General features: G+C 56.8%; 1 protein-coding gene (cut by a window edge). It reads left to right on the top strand.

Translation table 11 applies throughout. From position 1 onward, the window contains the following. A protein-coding gene (locus tag ACS18Q_RS19130) for a VCBS domain-containing protein (RefSeq protein ID WP_441257685.1) crosses the window boundary here: on the top strand, positions 1-22,821 show its 3' portion. 11,235 nt of this gene lie to the left of the window's left edge; the window shows 22,821 of its 34,056 coding nt (coding positions 11,236-34,056); its start codon lies beyond the left edge, outside the window; its stop codon occupies positions 22,819-22,821.

The following is a 22,821-nucleotide window of genomic DNA, read 5'->3' as shown; positions in this document are numbered from 1 at the left end:
ACGTTGACCATCGATGCCGAGGGCAACTGGACGTACGTGGTGGACAACGACAACGCGACCGTCCAAGGCCTGAACGCAGGCGAGACAATCGTGGAAACCTACACGGTTGCGACGGCGGATGGCAAAGATACACAAACCATCACGATCACCATCAATGGTGCGGCAGACGACTCTTCGATCACCCTCGATACTGGCGACAGCGCGACAGGCAGCGTGACGGAAGACGTGGATACCGATGCCGAGACAGAGGGTGTTCAGCTTGAAGTGACCGGCCGCTTGAGCGTGACAGATGCGGATGGCGATGGCGCGTTCAACACCACGCCAACGTTCACAAGCAGCACAGTGGAAGGCGGAGCTCAACTGGGTACGTTGACCATCGATGCCGAGGGCAACTGGACGTACGTGGTGGACAACGACAACGCGACCGTCCAAGGCCTGAACGCAGGCGAGACAATCGTGGAAACCTACACGGTTGCGACGGCGGATGGCAAAGATACACAAACCATCACGATCACCATCAATGGTGCGGCAGACGACTCTTCGATCACCCTCGATACTGGCGACAGCGCGACAGGCAGCGTGACGGAAGACGTGGATACCGATGCCGAGACAGAGGGTGTTCAGCTTGAAGTGACCGGCCGCTTGAGCGTGACAGATGCGGATGGCGATGGCGCGTTCAACACCACGCCAACGTTCACAAGCAGCACAGTGGAAGGCGGAGCTCAACTGGGTACGTTGACCATCGATGCCGAGGGCAACTGGACGTACGTGGTGGACAACGACAACGCGACCGTCCAAGGCCTGAACGCAGGCGAGACAATCGTGGAAACCTACACGGTTGCGACGGCGGATGGCAAAGATACACAAACCATCACGATCACCATCAATGGTGCGGCAGACGACTCTTCGATCACCCTCGATACTGGCGACAGCGCGACAGGCAGCGTGACGGAAGACGTGGATACCGATGCCGAGACAGAGGGTGTTCAGCTTGAAGTGACCGGCCGCTTGAGCGTGACAGATGCGGATGGCGATGGCGCGTTCAACACCACGCCAACGTTCACAAGCAGCACAGTGGAAGGCGGAGCTCAACTGGGTACGTTGACCATCGATGCCGAGGGCAACTGGACGTACGTGGTGGACAACGACAACGCGACCGTCCAAGGCCTGAACGCAGGCGAGACAATCGTGGAAACCTACACGGTTGCGACGGCGGATGGCAAAGATACACAAACCATCACGATCACCATCAATGGTGCGGCAGACGACTCTTCGATCACCCTCGATACTGGCGACAGCGCGACAGGCAGCGTGACGGAAGACGTGGATACCGATGCCGAGACAGAGGGTGTTCAGCTTGAAGTGACCGGCCGCTTGAGCGTGACAGATGCGGATGGCGATGGCGCGTTCAACACCACGCCAACGTTCACAAGCAGCACAGTGGAAGGCGGAGCTCAACTGGGTACGTTGACCATCGATGCCGAGGGCAACTGGACGTACGTGGTGGACAACGACAACGCGACCGTCCAAGGCCTGAACGCAGGCGAGACAATCGTGGAAACCTACACGGTTGCGACGGCGGATGGCAAAGATACACAAACCATCACGATCACCATCAATGGTGCGGCAGACGACTCTTCGATCACCCTCGATACTGGCGACAGCGCGACAGGCAGCGTGACGGAAGACGTGGATACCGATGCCGAGACAGAGGGTGTTCAGCTTGAAGTGACCGGCCGCTTGAGCGTGACAGATGCGGATGGCGATGGCGCGTTCAACACCACGCCAACGTTCACAAGCAGCACAGTGGAAGGCGGAGCTCAACTGGGTACGTTGACCATCGATGCCGAGGGCAACTGGACGTACGTGGTGGACAACGACAACGCGACCGTCCAAGGCCTGAACGCAGGCGAGACAATCGTGGAAACCTACACGGTTGCGACGGCGGATGGCAAAGATACACAAACCATCACGATCACCATCAATGGTGCGGCAGACGACTCTTCGATCACCCTCGATACTGGCGACAGCGCGACAGGCAGCGTGACGGAAGACGTGGATACCGATGCCGAGACAGAGGGTGTTCAGCTTGAAGTGACCGGCCGCTTGAGCGTGACAGATGCGGATGGCGATGGCGCGTTCAACACCACGCCAACGTTCACAAGCAGCACAGTGGAAGGCGGAGCTCAACTGGGTACGTTGACCATCGATGCCGAGGGCAACTGGACGTACGTGGTGGACAACGACAACGCGACCGTCCAAGGCCTGAACGCAGGCGAGACAATCGTGGAAACCTACACGGTTGCGACGGCGGATGGCAAAGATACACAAACCATCACGATCACCATCAATGGTGCGGCAGACGACTCTTCGATCACCCTCGATACTGGCGACAGCGCGACAGGCAGCGTGACGGAAGACGTGGATACCGATGCCGAGACAGAGGGTGTTCAGCTTGAAGTGACCGGCCGCTTGAGCGTGACAGATGCGGATGGCGATGGCGCGTTCAACACCACGCCAACGTTCACAAGCAGCACAGTGGAAGGCGGAGCTCAACTGGGTACGTTGACCATCGATGCCGAGGGCAACTGGACGTACGTGGTGGACAACGACAACGCGACCGTCCAAGGCCTGAACGCAGGCGAGACAATCGTGGAAACCTACACGGTTGCGACGGCGGATGGCAAAGATACACAAACCATCACGATCACCATCAATGGTGCGGCAGACGACTCTTCGATCACCCTCGATACTGGCGACAGCGCGACAGGCAGCGTGACGGAAGACGTGGATACCGATGCCGAGACAGAGGGTGTTCAGCTTGAAGTGACCGGCCGCTTGAGCGTGACAGATGCGGATGGCGATGGCGCGTTCAACACCACGCCAACGTTCACAAGCAGCACAGTGGAAGGCGGAGCTCAACTGGGTACGTTGACCATCGATGCCGAGGGCAACTGGACGTACGTGGTGGACAACGACAACGCGACCGTCCAAGGCCTGAACGCAGGCGAGACAATCGTGGAAACCTACACGGTTGCGACGGCGGATGGCAAAGATACACAAACCATCACGATCACCATCAATGGTGCGGCAGACGACTCTTCGATCACCCTCGATACTGGCGACAGCGCGACAGGCAGCGTGACGGAAGACGTGGATACCGATGCCGAGACAGAGGGTGTTCAGCTTGAAGTGACCGGCCGCTTGAGCGTGACAGATGCGGATGGCGATGGCGCGTTCAACACCACGCCAACGTTCACAAGCAGCACAGTGGAAGGCGGAGCTCAACTGGGTACGTTGACCATCGATGCCGAGGGCAACTGGACGTACGTGGTGGACAACGACAACGCGACCGTCCAAGGCCTGAACGCAGGCGAGACAATCGTGGAAACCTACACGGTTGCGACGGCGGATGGCAAAGATACACAAACCATCACGATCACCATCAATGGTGCGGCAGACGACTCTTCGATCACCCTCGATACTGGCGACAGCGCGACAGGCAGCGTGACGGAAGACGTGGATACCGATGCCGAGACAGAGGGTGTTCAGCTTGAAGTGACCGGCCGCTTGAGCGTGACAGATGCGGATGGCGATGGCGCGTTCAACACCACGCCAACGTTCACAAGCAGCACAGTGGAAGGCGGAGCTCAACTGGGTACGTTGACCATCGATGCCGAGGGCAACTGGACGTACGTGGTGGACAACGACAACGCGACCGTCCAAGGCCTGAACGCAGGCGAGACAATCGTGGAAACCTACACGGTTGCGACGGCGGATGGCAAAGATACACAAACCATCACGATCACCATCAATGGTGCGGCAGACGACTCTTCGATCACCCTCGATACTGGCGACAGCGCGACAGGCAGCGTGACGGAAGACGTGGATACCGATGCCGAGACAGAGGGTGTTCAGCTTGAAGTGACCGGCCGCTTGAGCGTGACAGATGCGGATGGCGATGGCGCGTTCAACACCACGCCAACGTTCACAAGCAGCACAGTGGAAGGCGGAGCTCAACTGGGTACGTTGACCATCGATGCCGAGGGCAACTGGACGTACGTGGTGGACAACGACAACGCGACCGTCCAAGGCCTGAACGCAGGCGAGACAATCGTGGAAACCTACACGGTTGCGACGGCGGATGGCAAAGATACACAAACCATCACGATCACCATCAATGGTGCGGCAGACGACTCTTCGATCACCCTCGATACTGGCGACAGCGCGACAGGCAGCGTGACGGAAGACGTGGATACCGATGCCGAGACAGAGGGTGTTCAGCTTGAAGTGACCGGCCGCTTGAGCGTGACAGATGCGGATGGCGATGGCGCGTTCAACACCACGCCAACGTTCACAAGCAGCACAGTGGAAGGCGGAGCTCAACTGGGTACGTTGACCATCGATGCCGAGGGCAACTGGACGTACGTGGTGGACAACGACAACGCGACCGTCCAAGGCCTGAACGCAGGCGAGACAATCGTGGAAACCTACACGGTTGCGACGGCGGATGGCAAAGATACACAAACCATCACGATCACCATCAATGGTGCGGCAGACGACTCTTCGATCACCCTCGATACTGGCGACAGCGCGACAGGCAGCGTGACGGAAGACGTGGATACCGATGCCGAGACAGAGGGTGTTCAGCTTGAAGTGACCGGCCGCTTGAGCGTGACAGATGCGGATGGCGATGGCGCGTTCAACACCACGCCAACGTTCACAAGCAGCACAGTGGAAGGCGGAGCTCAACTGGGTACGTTGACCATCGATGCCGAGGGCAACTGGACGTACGTGGTGGACAACGACAACGCGACCGTCCAAGGCCTGAACGCAGGCGAGACAATCGTGGAAACCTACACGGTTGCGACGGCGGATGGCAAAGATACACAAACCATCACGATCACCATCAATGGTGCGGCAGACGACTCTTCGATCACCCTCGATACTGGCGACAGCGCGACAGGCAGCGTGACGGAAGACGTGGATACCGATGCCGAGACAGAGGGTGTTCAGCTTGAAGTGACCGGCCGCTTGAGCGTGACAGATGCGGATGGCGATGGCGCGTTCAACACCACGCCAACGTTCACAAGCAGCACAGTGGAAGGCGGAGCTCAACTGGGTACGTTGACCATCGATGCCGAGGGCAACTGGACGTACGTGGTGGACAACGACAACGCGACCGTCCAAGGCCTGAACGCAGGCGAGACAATCGTGGAAACCTACACGGTTGCGACGGCGGATGGCAAAGATACACAAACCATCACGATCACCATCAATGGTGCGGCAGACGACTCTTCGATCACCCTCGATACTGGCGACAGCGCGACAGGCAGCGTGACGGAAGACGTGGATACCGATGCCGAGACAGAGGGTGTTCAGCTTGAAGTGACCGGCCGCTTGAGCGTGACAGATGCGGATGGCGATGGCGCGTTCAACACCACGCCAACGTTCACAAGCAGCACAGTGGAAGGCGGAGCTCAACTGGGTACGTTGACCATCGATGCCGAGGGCAACTGGACGTACGTGGTGGACAACGACAACGCGACCGTCCAAGGCCTGAACGCAGGCGAGACAATCGTGGAAACCTACACGGTTGCGACGGCGGATGGCAAAGATACACAAACCATCACGATCACCATCAATGGTGCGGCAGACGACTCTTCGATCACCCTCGATACTGGCGACAGCGCGACAGGCAGCGTGACGGAAGACGTGGATACCGATGCCGAGACAGAGGGTGTTCAGCTTGAAGTGACCGGCCGCTTGAGCGTGACAGATGCGGATGGCGATGGCGCGTTCAACACCACGCCAACGTTCACAAGCAGCACAGTGGAAGGCGGAGCTCAACTGGGTACGTTGACCATCGATGCCGAGGGCAACTGGACGTACGTGGTGGACAACGACAACGCGACCGTCCAAGGCCTGAACGCAGGCGAGACAATCGTGGAAACCTACACGGTTGCGACGGCGGATGGCAAAGATACACAAACCATCACGATCACCATCAATGGTGCGGCAGACGACTCTTCGATCACCCTCGATACTGGCGACAGCGCGACAGGCAGCGTGACGGAAGACGTGGATACCGATGCCGAGACAGAGGGTGTTCAGCTTGAAGTGACCGGCCGCTTGAGCGTGACAGATGCGGATGGCGATGGCGCGTTCAACACCACGCCAACGTTCACAAGCAGCACAGTGGAAGGCGGAGCTCAACTGGGTACGTTGACCATCGATGCCGAGGGCAACTGGACGTACGTGGTGGACAACGACAACGCGACCGTCCAAGGCCTGAACGCAGGCGAGACAATCGTGGAAACCTACACGGTTGCGACGGCGGATGGCAAAGATACACAAACCATCACGATCACCATCAATGGTGCGGCAGACGACTCTTCGATCACCCTCGATACTGGCGACAGCGCGACAGGCAGCGTGACGGAAGACGTGGATACCGATGCCGAGACAGAGGGTGTTCAGCTTGAAGTGACCGGCCGCTTGAGCGTGACAGATGCGGATGGCGATGGCGCGTTCAACACCACGCCAACGTTCACAAGCAGCACAGTGGAAGGCGGAGCTCAACTGGGTACGTTGACCATCGATGCCGAGGGCAACTGGACGTACGTGGTGGACAACGACAACGCGACCGTCCAAGGCCTGAACGCAGGCGAGACAATCGTGGAAACCTACACGGTTGCGACGGCGGATGGCAAAGATACACAAACCATCACGATCACCATCAATGGTGCGGCAGACGACTCTTCGATCACCCTCGATACTGGCGACAGCGCGACAGGCAGCGTGACGGAAGACGTGGATACCGATGCCGAGACAGAGGGTGTTCAGCTTGAAGTGACCGGCCGCTTGAGCGTGACAGATGCGGATGGCGATGGCGCGTTCAACACCACGCCAACGTTCACAAGCAGCACAGTGGAAGGCGGAGCTCAACTGGGTACGTTGACCATCGATGCCGAGGGCAACTGGACGTACGTGGTGGACAACGACAACGCGACCGTCCAAGGCCTGAACGCAGGCGAGACAATCGTGGAAACCTACACGGTTGCGACGGCGGATGGCAAAGATACACAAACCATCACGATCACCATCAATGGTGCGGCAGACGACTCTTCGATCACCCTCGATACTGGCGACAGCGCGACAGGCAGCGTGACGGAAGACGTGGATACCGATGCCGAGACAGAGGGTGTTCAGCTTGAAGTGACCGGCCGCTTGAGCGTGACAGATGCGGATGGCGATGGCGCGTTCAACACCACGCCAACGTTCACAAGCAGCACAGTGGAAGGCGGAGCTCAACTGGGTACGTTGACCATCGATGCCGAGGGCAACTGGACGTACGTGGTGGACAACGACAACGCGACCGTCCAAGGCCTGAACGCAGGCGAGACAATCGTGGAAACCTACACGGTTGCGACGGCGGATGGCAAAGATACACAAACCATCACGATCACCATCAATGGTGCGGCAGACGACTCTTCGATCACCCTCGATACTGGCGACAGCGCGACAGGCAGCGTGACGGAAGACGTGGATACCGATGCCGAGACAGAGGGTGTTCAGCTTGAAGTGACCGGCCGCTTGAGCGTGACAGATGCGGATGGCGATGGCGCGTTCAACACCACGCCAACGTTCACAAGCAGCACAGTGGAAGGCGGAGCTCAACTGGGTACGTTGACCATCGATGCCGAGGGCAACTGGACGTACGTGGTGGACAACGACAACGCGACCGTCCAAGGCCTGAACGCAGGCGAGACAATCGTGGAAACCTACACGGTTGCGACGGCGGATGGCAAAGATACACAAACCATCACGATCACCATCAATGGTGCGGCAGACGACTCTTCGATCACCCTCGATACTGGCGACAGCGCGACAGGCAGCGTGACGGAAGACGTGGATACCGATGCCGAGACAGAGGGTGTTCAGCTTGAAGTGACCGGCCGCTTGAGCGTGACAGATGCGGATGGCGATGGCGCGTTCAACACCACGCCAACGTTCACAAGCAGCACAGTGGAAGGCGGAGCTCAACTGGGTACGTTGACCATCGATGCCGAGGGCAACTGGACGTACGTGGTGGACAACGACAACGCGACCGTCCAAGGCCTGAACGCAGGCGAGACAATCGTGGAAACCTACACGGTTGCGACGGCGGATGGCAAAGATACACAAACCATCACGATCACCATCAATGGTGCGGCAGACGACTCTTCGATCACCCTCGATACTGGCGACAGCGCGACAGGCAGCGTGACGGAAGACGTGGATACCGATGCCGAGACAGAGGGTGTTCAGCTTGAAGTGACCGGCCGCTTGAGCGTGACAGATGCGGATGGCGATGGCGCGTTCAACACCACGCCAACGTTCACAAGCAGCACAGTGGAAGGCGGAGCTCAACTGGGTACGTTGACCATCGATGCCGAGGGCAACTGGACGTACGTGGTGGACAACGACAACGCGACCGTCCAAGGCCTGAACGCAGGCGAGACAATCGTGGAAACCTACACGGTTGCGACGGCGGATGGCAAAGATACACAAACCATCACGATCACCATCAATGGTGCGGCAGACGACTCTTCGATCACCCTCGATACTGGCGACAGCGCGACAGGCAGCGTGACGGAAGACGTGGATACCGATGCCGAGACAGAGGGTGTTCAGCTTGAAGTGACCGGCCGCTTGAGCGTGACAGATGCGGATGGCGATGGCGCGTTCAACACCACGCCAACGTTCACAAGCAGCACAGTGGAAGGCGGAGCTCAACTGGGTACGTTGACCATCGATGCCGAGGGCAACTGGACGTACGTGGTGGACAACGACAACGCGACCGTCCAAGGCCTGAACGCAGGCGAGACAATCGTGGAAACCTACACGGTTGCGACGGCGGATGGCAAAGATACACAAACCATCACGATCACCATCAATGGTGCGGCAGACGACTCTTCGATCACCCTCGATACTGGCGACAGCGCGACAGGCAGCGTGACGGAAGACGTGGATACCGATGCCGAGACAGAGGGTGTTCAGCTTGAAGTGACCGGCCGCTTGAGCGTGACAGATGCGGATGGCGATGGCGCGTTCAACACCACGCCAACGTTCACAAGCAGCACAGTGGAAGGCGGAGCTCAACTGGGTACGTTGACCATCGATGCCGAGGGCAACTGGACGTACGTGGTGGACAACGACAACGCGACCGTCCAAGGCCTGAACGCAGGCGAGACAATCGTGGAAACCTACACGGTTGCGACGGCGGATGGCAAAGATACACAAACCATCACGATCACCATCAATGGTGCGGCAGACGACTCTTCGATCACCCTCGATACTGGCGACAGCGCGACAGGCAGCGTGACGGAAGACGTGGATACCGATGCCGAGACAGAGGGTGTTCAGCTTGAAGTGACCGGCCGCTTGAGCGTGACAGATGCGGATGGCGATGGCGCGTTCAACACCACGCCAACGTTCACAAGCAGCACAGTGGAAGGCGGAGCTCAACTGGGTACGTTGACCATCGATGCCGAGGGCAACTGGACGTACGTGGTGGACAACGACAACGCGACCGTCCAAGGCCTGAACGCAGGCGAGACAATCGTGGAAACCTACACGGTTGCGACGGCGGATGGCAAAGATACACAAACCATCACGATCACCATCAATGGTGCGGCAGACGACTCTTCGATCACCCTCGATACTGGCGACAGCGCGACAGGCAGCGTGACGGAAGACGTGGATACCGATGCCGAGACAGAGGGTGTTCAGCTTGAAGTGACCGGCCGCTTGAGCGTGACAGATGCGGATGGCGATGGCGCGTTCAACACCACGCCAACGTTCACAAGCAGCACAGTGGAAGGCGGAGCTCAACTGGGTACGTTGACCATCGATGCCGAGGGCAACTGGACGTACGTGGTGGACAACGACAACGCGACCGTCCAAGGCCTGAACGCAGGCGAGACAATCGTGGAAACCTACACGGTTGCGACGGCGGATGGCAAAGATACACAAACCATCACGATCACCATCAATGGTGCGGCAGACGACTCTTCGATCACCCTCGATACTGGCGACAGCGCGACAGGCAGCGTGACGGAAGACGTGGATACCGATGCCGAGACAGAGGGTGTTCAGCTTGAAGTGACCGGCCGCTTGAGCGTGACAGATGCGGATGGCGATGGCGCGTTCAACACCACGCCAACGTTCACAAGCAGCACAGTGGAAGGCGGAGCTCAACTGGGTACGTTGACCATCGATGCCGAGGGCAACTGGACGTACGTGGTGGACAACGACAACGCGACCGTCCAAGGCCTGAACGCAGGCGAGACAATCGTGGAAACCTACACGGTTGCGACGGCGGATGGCAAAGATACACAAACCATCACGATCACCATCAATGGTGCGGCAGACGACTCTTCGATCACCCTCGATACTGGCGACAGCGCGACAGGCAGCGTGACGGAAGACGTGGATACCGATGCCGAGACAGAGGGTGTTCAGCTTGAAGTGACCGGCCGCTTGAGCGTGACAGATGCGGATGGCGATGGCGCGTTCAACACCACGCCAACGTTCACAAGCAGCACAGTGGAAGGCGGAGCTCAACTGGGTACGTTGACCATCGATGCCGAGGGCAACTGGACGTACGTGGTGGACAACGACAACGCGACCGTCCAAGGCCTGAACGCAGGCGAGACAATCGTGGAAACCTACACGGTTGCGACGGCGGATGGCAAAGATACACAAACCATCACGATCACCATCAATGGTGCGGCAGACGACTCTTCGATCACCCTCGATACTGGCGACAGCGCGACAGGCAGCGTGACGGAAGACGTGGATACCGATGCCGAGACAGAGGGTGTTCAGCTTGAAGTGACCGGCCGCTTGAGCGTGACAGATGCGGATGGCGATGGCGCGTTCAACACCACGCCAACGTTCACAAGCAGCACAGTGGAAGGCGGAGCTCAACTGGGTACGTTGACCATCGATGCCGAGGGCAACTGGACGTACGTGGTGGACAACGACAACGCGACCGTCCAAGGCCTGAACGCAGGCGAGACAATCGTGGAAACCTACACGGTTGCGACGGCGGATGGCAAAGATACACAAACCATCACGATCACCATCAATGGTGCGGCAGACGACTCTTCGATCACCCTCGATACTGGCGACAGCGCGACAGGCAGCGTGACGGAAGACGTGGATACCGATGCCGAGACAGAGGGTGTTCAGCTTGAAGTGACCGGCCGCTTGAGCGTGACAGATGCGGATGGCGATGGCGCGTTCAACACCACGCCAACGTTCACAAGCAGCACAGTGGAAGGCGGAGCTCAACTGGGTACGTTGACCATCGATGCCGAGGGCAACTGGACGTACGTGGTGGACAACGACAACGCGACCGTCCAAGGCCTGAACGCAGGCGAGACAATCGTGGAAACCTACACGGTTGCGACGGCGGATGGCAAAGATACACAAACCATCACGATCACCATCAATGGTGCGGCAGACGACTCTTCGATCACCCTCGATACTGGCGACAGCGCGACAGGCAGCGTGACGGAAGACGTGGATACCGATGCCGAGACAGAGGGTGTTCAGCTTGAAGTGACCGGCCGCTTGAGCGTGACAGATGCGGATGGCGATGGCGCGTTCAACACCACGCCAACGTTCACAAGCAGCACAGTGGAAGGCGGAGCTCAACTGGGTACGTTGACCATCGATGCCGAGGGCAACTGGACGTACGTGGTGGACAACGACAACGCGACCGTCCAAGGCCTGAACGCAGGCGAGACAATCGTGGAAACCTACACGGTTGCGACGGCGGATGGCAAAGATACACAAACCATCACGATCACCATCAATGGTGCGGCAGACGACTCTTCGATCACCCTCGATACTGGCGACAGCGCGACAGGCAGCGTGACGGAAGACGTGGATACCGATGCCGAGACAGAGGGTGTTCAGCTTGAAGTGACCGGCCGCTTGAGCGTGACAGATGCGGATGGCGATGGCGCGTTCAACACCACGCCAACGTTCACAAGCAGCACAGTGGAAGGCGGAGCTCAACTGGGTACGTTGACCATCGATGCCGAGGGCAACTGGACGTACGTGGTGGACAACGACAACGCGACCGTCCAAGGCCTGAACGCAGGCGAGACAATCGTGGAAACCTACACGGTTGCGACGGCGGATGGCAAAGATACACAAACCATCACGATCACCATCAATGGTGCGGCAGACGACTCTTCGATCACCCTCGATACTGGCGACAGCGCGACAGGCAGCGTGACGGAAGACGTGGATACCGATGCCGAGACAGAGGGTGTTCAGCTTGAAGTGACCGGCCGCTTGAGCGTGACAGATGCGGATGGCGATGGCGCGTTCAACACCACGCCAACGTTCACAAGCAGCACAGTGGAAGGCGGAGCTCAACTGGGTACGTTGACCATCGATGCCGAGGGCAACTGGACGTACGTGGTGGACAACGACAACGCGACCGTCCAAGGCCTGAACGCAGGCGAGACAATCGTGGAAACCTACACGGTTGCGACGGCGGATGGCAAAGATACACAAACCATCACGATCACCATCAATGGTGCGGCAGACGACTCTTCGATCACCCTCGATACTGGCGACAGCGCGACAGGCAGCGTGACGGAAGACGTGGATACCGATGCCGAGACAGAGGGTGTTCAGCTTGAAGTGACCGGCCGCTTGAGCGTGACAGATGCGGATGGCGATGGCGCGTTCAACACCACGCCAACGTTCACAAGCAGCACAGTGGAAGGCGGAGCTCAACTGGGTACGTTGACCATCGATGCCGAGGGCAACTGGACGTACGTGGTGGACAACGACAACGCGACCGTCCAAGGCCTGAACGCAGGCGAGACAATCGTGGAAACCTACACGGTTGCGACGGCGGATGGCAAAGATACACAAACCATCACGATCACCATCAATGGTGCGGCAGACGACTCTTCGATCACCCTCGATACTGGCGACAGCGCGACAGGCAGCGTGACGGAAGACGTGGATACCGATGCCGAGACAGAGGGTGTTCAGCTTGAAGTGACCGGCCGCTTGAGCGTGACAGATGCGGATGGCGATGGCGCGTTCAACACCACGCCAACGTTCACAAGCAGCACAGTGGAAGGCGGAGCTCAACTGGGTACGTTGACCATCGATGCCGAGGGCAACTGGACGTACGTGGTGGACAACGACAACGCGACCGTCCAAGGCCTGAACGCAGGCGAGACAATCGTGGAAACCTACACGGTTGCGACGGCGGATGGCAAAGATACACAAACCATCACGATCACCATCAATGGTGCGGCAGACGACTCTTCGATCACCCTCGATACTGGCGACAGCGCGACAGGCAGCGTGACGGAAGACGTGGATACCGATGCCGAGACAGAGGGTGTTCAGCTTGAAGTGACCGGCCGCTTGAGCGTGACAGATGCGGATGGCGATGGCGCGTTCAACACCACGCCAACGTTCACAAGCAGCACAGTGGAAGGCGGAGCTCAACTGGGTACGTTGACCATCGATGCCGAGGGCAACTGGACGTACGTGGTGGACAACGACAACGCGACCGTCCAAGGCCTGAACGCAGGCGAGACAATCGTGGAAACCTACACGGTTGCGACGGCGGATGGCAAAGATACACAAACCATCACGATCACCATCAATGGTGCGGCAGACGACTCTTCGATCACCCTCGATACTGGCGACAGCGCGACAGGCAGCGTGACGGAAGACGTGGATACCGATGCCGAGACAGAGGGTGTTCAGCTTGAAGTGACCGGCCGCTTGAGCGTGACAGATGCGGATGGCGATGGCGCGTTCAACACCACGCCAACGTTCACAAGCAGCACAGTGGAAGGCGGAGCTCAACTGGGTACGTTGACCATCGATGCCGAGGGCAACTGGACGTACGTGGTGGACAACGACAACGCGACCGTCCAAGGCCTGAACGCAGGCGAGACAATCGTGGAAACCTACACGGTTGCGACGGCGGATGGCAAAGATACACAAACCATCACGATCACCATCAATGGTGCGGCAGACGACTCTTCGATCACCCTCGATACTGGCGACAGCGCGACAGGCAGCGTGACGGAAGACGTGGATACCGATGCCGAGACAGAGGGTGTTCAGCTTGAAGTGACCGGCCGCTTGAGCGTGACAGATGCGGATGGCGATGGCGCGTTCAACACCACGCCAACGTTCACAAGCAGCACAGTGGAAGGCGGAGCTCAACTGGGTACGTTGACCATCGATGCCGAGGGCAACTGGACGTACGTGGTGGACAACGACAACGCGACCGTCCAAGGCCTGAACGCAGGCGAGACAATCGTGGAAACCTACACGGTTGCGACGGCGGATGGCAAAGATACACAAACCATCACGATCACCATCAATGGTGCGGCAGACGACTCTTCGATCACCCTCGATACTGGCGACAGCGCGACAGGCAGCGTGACGGAAGACGTGGATACCGATGCCGAGACAGAGGGTGTTCAGCTTGAAGTGACCGGCCGCTTGAGCGTGACAGATGCGGATGGCGATGGCGCGTTCAACACCACGCCAACGTTCACAAGCAGCACAGTGGAAGGCGGAGCTCAACTGGGTACGTTGACCATCGATGCCGAGGGCAACTGGACGTACGTGGTGGACAACGACAACGCGACCGTCCAAGGCCTGAACGCAGGCGAGACAATCGTGGAAACCTACACGGTTGCGACGGCGGATGGCAAAGATACACAAACCATCACGATCACCATCAATGGTGCGGCAGACGACTCTTCGATCACCCTCGATACTGGCGACAGCGCGACAGGCAGCGTGACGGAAGACGTGGATACCGATGCCGAGACAGAGGGTGTTCAGCTTGAAGTGACCGGCCGCTTGAGCGTGACAGATGCGGATGGCGATGGCGCGTTCAACACCACGCCAACGTTCACAAGCAGCACAGTGGAAGGCGGAGCTCAACTGGGTACGTTGACCATCGATGCCGAGGGCAACTGGACGTACGTGGTGGACAACGACAACGCGACCGTCCAAGGCCTGAACGCAGGCGAGACAATCGTGGAAACCTACACGGTTGCGACGGCGGATGGCAAAGATACACAAACCATCACGATCACCATCAATGGTGCGGCAGACGACTCTTCGATCACCCTCGATACTGGCGACAGCGCGACAGGCAGCGTGACGGAAGACGTGGATACCGATGCCGAGACAGAGGGTGTTCAGCTTGAAGTGACCGGCCGCTTGAGCGTGACAGATGCGGATGGCGATGGCGCGTTCAACACCACGCCAACGTTCACAAGCAGCACAGTGGAAGGCGGAGCTCAACTGGGTACGTTGACCATCGATGCCGAGGGCAACTGGACGTACGTGGTGGACAACGACAACGCGACCGTCCAAGGCCTGAACGCAGGCGAGACAATCGTGGAAACCTACACGGTTGCGACGGCGGATGGCAAAGATACACAAACCATCACGATCACCATCAATGGTGCGGCAGACGACTCTTCGATCACCCTCGATACTGGCGACAGCGCGACAGGCAGCGTGACGGAAGACGTGGATACCGATGCCGAGACAGAGGGTGTTCAGCTTGAAGTGACCGGCCGCTTGAGCGTGACAGATGCGGATGGCGATGGCGCGTTCAACACCACGCCAACGTTCACAAGCAGCACAGTGGAAGGCGGAGCTCAACTGGGTACGTTGACCATCGATGCCGAGGGCAACTGGACGTACGTGGTGGACAACGACAACGCGACCGTCCAAGGCCTGAACGCAGGCGAGACAATCGTGGAAACCTACACGGTTGCGACGGCGGATGGCAAAGATACACAAACCATCACGATCACCATCAATGGTGCGGCAGACGACTCTTCGATCACCCTCGATACTGGCGACAGCGCGACAGGCAGCGTGACGGAAGACGTGGATACCGATGCCGAGACAGAGGGTGTTCAGCTTGAAGTGACCGGCCGCTTGAGCGTGACAGATGCGGATGGCGATGGCGCGTTCAACACCACGCCAACGTTCACAAGCAGCACAGTGGAAGGCGGAGCTCAACTGGGTACGTTGACCATCGATGCCGAGGGCAACTGGACGTACGTGGTGGACAACGACAACGCGACCGTCCAAGGCCTGAACGCAGGCGAGACAATCGTGGAAACCTACACGGTTGCGACGGCGGATGGCAAAGATACACAAACCATCACGATCACCATCAATGGTGCGGCAGACGACTCTTCGATCACCCTCGATACTGGCGACAGCGCGACAGGCAGCGTGACGGAAGACGTGGATACCGATGCCGAGACAGAGGGTGTTCAGCTTGAAGTGACCGGCCGCTTGAGCGTGACAGATGCGGATGGCGATGGCGCGTTCAACACCACGCCAACGTTCACAAGCAGCACAGTGGAAGGCGGAGCTCAACTGGGTACGTTGACCATCGATGCCGAGGGCAACTGGACGTACGTGGTGGACAACGACAACGCGACCGTCCAAGGCCTGAACGCAGGCGAGACAATCGTGGAAACCTACACGGTTGCGACGGCGGATGGCAAAGATACACAAACCATCACGATCACCATCAATGGTGCGGCAGACGACTCTTCGATCACCCTCGATACTGGCGACAGCGCGACAGGCAGCGTGACGGAAGACGTGGATACCGATGCCGAGACAGAGGGTGTTCAGCTTGAAGTGACCGGCCGCTTGAGCGTGACAGATGCGGATGGCGATGGCGCGTTCAACACCACGCCAACGTTCACAAGCAGCACAGTGGAAGGCGGAGCTCAACTGGGTACGTTGACCATCGATGCCGAGGGCAACTGGACGTACGTGGTGGACAACGACAACGCGACCGTCCAAGGCCTGAACGCAGGCGAGACAATCGTGGAAACCTACACGGTTGCGACGGCGGATGGCAAAGATACACAAACCATCACGATCACCATCAATGGTGCGGCAGACGACTCTTCGATCACCCTCGATACTGGCGACAGCGCGACAGGCAGCGTGACGGAAGACGTGGATACCGATGCCGAGACAGAGGGTGTTCAGCTTGAAGTGACCGGCCGCTTGAGCGTGACAGATGCGGATGGCGATGGCGCGTTCAACACCACGCCAACGTTCACAAGCAGCACAGTGGAAGGCGGAGCTCAACTGGGTACGTTGACCATCGATGCCGAGGGCAACTGGACGTACGTGGTGGACAACGACAACGCGACCGTCCAAGGCCTGAACGCAGGCGAGACAATCGTGGAAACCTACACGGTTGCGACGGCGGATGGCAAAGATACACAAACCATCACGATCACCATCAATGGTGCGGCAGACGACTCTTCGATCACCCTCGATACTGGCGACAGCGCGACAGGCAGCGTGACGGAAGACGTGGATACCGATGCCGAGACAGAGGGTGTTCAGCTTGAAGTGACCGGCCGCTTGAGCGTGACAGATGCGGATGGCGATGGCGCGTTCAACACCACGCCAACGTTCACAAGCAGCACAGTGGAAGGCGGAGCTCAACTGGGTACGTTGACCATCGATGCCGAGGGCAACTGGACGTACGTGGTGGACAACGACAACGCGACCGTCCAAGGCCTGAACGCAGGCGAGACAATCGTGGAAACCTACACGGTTGCGACGGCGGATGGCAAAGATACACAAACCATCACGATCACCATCAATGGTGCGGCAGACGACTCTTCGATCACCCTCGATACTGGCGACAGCGCGACAGGCAGCGTGACGGAAGACGTGGATACCGATGCCGAGACAGAGGGTGTTCAGCTTGAAGTGACCGGCCGCTTGAGCGTGACAGATGCGGATGGCGATGGCGCGTTCAACACCACGCCAACGTTCACAAGCAGCACAGTGGAAGGCGGAGCTCAACTGGGTACGTTGACCATCGATGCCGAGGGCAACTGGACGTACGTGGTGGACAACGACAACGCGACCGTCCAAGGCCTGAACGCAGGCGAGACAATCGTGGAAACCTACACGGTTGCGACGGCGGATGGCAAAGATACACAAACCATCACGATCACCATCAATGGTGCGGCAGACGACTCTTCGATCACCCTCGATACTGGCGACAGCGCGACAGGCAGCGTGACGGAAGACGTGGATACCGATGCCGAGACAGAGGGTGTTCAGCTTGAAGTGACCGGCCGCTTGAGCGTGACAGATGCGGATGGCGATGGCGCGTTCAACACCACGCCAACGTTCACAAGCAGCACAGTGGAAGGCGGAGCTCAACTGGGTACGTTGACCATCGATGCCGAGGGCAACTGGACGTACGTGGTGGACAACGACAACGCGACCGTCCAAGGCCTGAACGCAGGCGAGACAATCGTGGAAACCTACACGGTTGCGACGGCGGATGGCAAAGATACACAAACCATCACGATCACCATCAATGGTGCGGCAGACGACTCTTCGATCACCCTCGATACTGGCGACAGCGCGACAGGCAGCGTGACGGAAGACGTGGATACCGATGCCGAGACAGAGGGTGTTCAGCTTGAAGTGACCGGCCGCTTGAGCGTGACAGATGCGGATGGCGATGGCGCGTTCAACACCACGCCAACGTTCACAAGCAGCACAGTGGAAGGCGGAGCTCAACTGGGTACGTTGACCATCGATGCCGAGGGCAACTGGACGTACGTGGTGGACAACGACAACGCGACCGTCCAAGGCCTGAACGCAGGCGAGACAATCGTGGAAACCTACACGGTTGCGACGGCGGATGGCAAAGATACACAAACCATCACGATCACCATCAATGGTGCGGCAGACGACTCTTCGATCACCCTCGATACTGGCGACAGCGCGACAGGCAGCGTGACGGAAGACGTGGATACCGATGCCGAGACAGAGGGTGTTCAGCTTGAAGTGACCGGCCGCTTGAGCGTGACAGATGCGGATGGCGATGGCGCGTTCAACACCACGCCAACGTTCACAAGCAGCACAGTGGAAGGCGGAGCTCAACTGGGTACGTTGACCATCGATGCCGAGGGCAACTGGACGTACGTGGTGGACAACGACAACGCGACCGTCCAAGGCCTGAACGCAGGCGAGACAATCGTGGAAACCTACACGGTTGCGACGGCGGATGGCAAAGATACACAAACCATCACGATCACCATCAATGGTGCGAACGACGGGCCTATCGCCCAAGACGACACATCAACCAGCAATCACTGCTTCTCGGGCAAATATTATGCTTATAACGAGCATTCGGGTGGTTTGGGGAACATGGATTCAGTTGCAGATGCTCTGGCGCTTATTGCTCAAAATGAGCCGAACGTGACGTTTGATGTGTCTAACATCGATTACCAGTTAAGCAATAGTAATAAATATGGTGGTTTGACGTCCGAGTCGCAGCTACAAGACTTCTTGGGTTCTGATGCGAGCTCGATGAAAGGGTCTGTGCCGAGCTCCACCACCGATGGTGTGATGCTGTTGACTGGCGCAGTGTTCTTGGCAGCAGGGACTTATTCGCTGAAAGTGAATGCGGACGACGGTTACTTTATTAAAGTCGATGGTCAAGTGGTTGCTCAGTACGACGGTATCCAGTCCACGACTGAACGTGTTCATGACACCTTTACCTTAGATTCAGATGGTTACCACAGTGTCGAAATTGTCTATTGGGACCAAGGTGGCAATGCCGTTTTGGATATCGCCATTGGCCAATATGAAGACGGAACCCTTGTGGGGAACTTCTCTCCACTGCTTGATGCGCCAGTGCTGGGCGATGAACTCTGCATGGTGCAAGATGGCAGTCTCACGATTGACCCATCTGTTGTGCTGGCAAACGACTCTGATCCAGATGGTGATACATTAACCATTATCTCTGTCGATTCTCCGTCGACTGGGACGGTGACTCTGAACGAGGATGGGACGATCAGCTTTAAGCCATCGGCTGGCTTTAATGGCGATGCGACCTTTACCTACACGGTGCAAGACAGCGATGGATTAACGGATTCAGCCACTGTGACTGTGCACGTTGAACCCGTGTCGGATGGTCTGTCTGTGACGGCTTCGCTTAATAGCGTTGATAATTATGTGGTTGATTTCGTGGAACAGCTTGAAGAGAACCACGTGAATGACGGTTATCAAGAAAGTGCACGCCTTTGGGGTAACAGTGAAAACAATGTCCTGATTGGCGATGAATCCGTTCAGCAAATATTCGGTCGCAGTGGTTCGGATATTCTGATTGGTGGCAACGTGACGAACGGTACGTTGGATCTTTACGGTGATGATACTGGCGGTAATGGTAACGACACCCTGATTTCAACGTCGCTTTCGGTCACGACAGCATATTACGGCGAAGGTGGGACCGATGTTGCCTATTTACCTGGTTCACTTGCTGATCTTGAACTGATCCAGCGAGACGATTGTGATTCGTTTGACTTGCGTTTGAAAGATAAGGTTACCGGCGCGTTCCATGACTTTTACAGTATCGAAACGCTGTATTTGAATGATGGCAAGTACGAGATCAGTGATGGCAAGCTCGTTAAGACTGCCGACTTATTTGAACTCAATATCGACGTTGATCTCAACGATGCTGATGGCAGCGAAGTCGTTACAGAGGTCATTGTCTCCGGTGTGCCAGATGATGCGACATTATCTGTTGGTACCAACCTTGGTGACGGACGCTGGAGTATTCCGGTCAGCGCTCTGGATTCTGATGGCAAAGCAACCGTCGTGGTTGAAGCGCCGACAGGTACATCACCAGAATTATCAGTGACAGTTGGCGCACAAGAAGTTGACCTCAACGGTGAAGCGTTGGATCTCCCTAAATACGCATCAACAGACATTGGTTCTGTTGGTCTGCCGGACAGCGCACCTAACGGTGACAACACAGTGGAAGGTGGAAAAGGCGACGATGTGTTGATGGGCGATATTGGCGGCTATGTTGTCAGTGTTCAACCGGGTGTCAATTACAATATTGCTCTAATTATCGATACGTCAGGTTCGATGAAGTTTGACTTAGCTGGCAATGACAATGGTTTCAGCAATAGTTACCAAAGCCAGTCACAGTATAATGCTTCGCGAATGAAACTAGTCATCGATGCTCTCACAAACCTTGCTACAGATTTAGTGAATCATGATGGTGTTATCAATATTAATCTTATTGGTTTTGAATCTAGTGCTCACTCAGCGCTAACACTTCAACTCACCTCTGATAACTTGCAGCAATTGCTGACAGAAATTCAAGATATGGATGCCGAAGGGGGCACTAACTACGAAGCGGCGTTTGATTTAGCAAGTAATTGGTTTAGTCATCAGCCAACAGAGGGCTATGAGAATTTAACTTATTTCCTAACGGATGGGGATCCAACCTTTAGTAATAGTGGTGATAACGGTGCGGGCAATCAAACGGATTACCGGGATATGTATGACGCGTTAGAGGCATTCAAAGACTTGAGCAGTCAGAGCGCCGTACATGCGATTGGTATCGGTAGTGGTATTACAGAAGGCCGGTTGATGTTCTTTGACAATACATCAGAAACGTCATTGCAAGCTGTTGAAGGCCTGTATGTTTCGAATAAAGTCTTGCATTTTGATGATGGCACTCACGCTCAGCTAACACAAACCGATGGTTCAGGCAGCGTGTACTATACAGACGATAAATTGGTGATGACTGATCCCGATTATAAATGGAGTGATAACAGATTATCGACTAGATACGTTTCTGAAATGACCTCAATTGTCGATGATCATTCAACTATTAAGTTTGATGTTCGTGTTTCTAGAGGCGATTTTTTCTGGGAGTTATACCATGCTGATGGAACACTTGCTGCGAGTGGATCAACGGGCCACTCGGAAACTATCAACATTGACGTAGCGAACGCAGGTACGTACTACTTTGAATTCAACTTTGAAGGTGATAGAGATACCGATGGGTATAATGGAAGTAGTAAGGCGTGGGCAGAAGTCGGATCAATTGATACTTACATCCCTTACTATGCTCAAGCTGGCGAAGTCCAAATTGTAAATTCAGCTGATGAACTAAAAGCCGCACTGCAAGGTGCTGAAACCATCACTGACATTGCGGAGATGGGCAACGATACGGTCAACGGCAATGAAGGCAACGATATCCTGTTTGGTGATTCAATTAACACGGATGGTTTACCATGGGCAGATGTGGGCGTTGATGCTGACTCGAAAATTGGTGCAGGATACAACGGATTGGTTGAATTCCTAGAACTGCGTGATGGGGTAACACCGTCTCAGGTCGATATCTATGAATTCATCAAAGACAACCATGAGTTATTTAACGTCGCGGGTGATACTCGTGGTGGTGACGATATCCTCAATGGCGGCGCTGGGGACGACATCCTCTATGGCCAAGGTGGTGATGATACGCTCAATGGTGGTGCGGGGGATGACATTCTCATTGGCGGGTATGGCAACGACATTCTGACCGGTGGTGATGGCCATGACCTGTTTGTCTTCGGTGGTGAAGGCGCCCTCAACGCTGCCGTCGATGGTCAGTTTAAGAACCACATGGATGTCATTACTGACTTCCATGCAGGCGATAAGATTGATTTGTCACACATGCTCGACGAGACGTCTTACAGTTCGATGGAAGATCTATTGGAAAACATTGAAGTGACAGTGGATGGTTCGGAGCTTGAGCTGACGATTGCCGCGAACAATTATACGCAATCCATAGTGTTGAATGATGGGGCCGTTGAGTTCGATATTAATAGCCAATCAACCAGTGCAGACATCACCACGCTGTTACATGACATTATAAAAGTGGATAACAACTAA

Source organism: Vibrio sp. Vf1514, from assembly GCF_052076135.1.
Taxonomy (GTDB): Bacteria; Pseudomonadota; Gammaproteobacteria; order Enterobacterales; family Vibrionaceae; genus Vibrio; species Vibrio furnissii.
The sequence above is the reverse complement of the archived record's forward strand: the minus strand, read 5'-3'. Positions and strand labels throughout refer to the sequence as shown.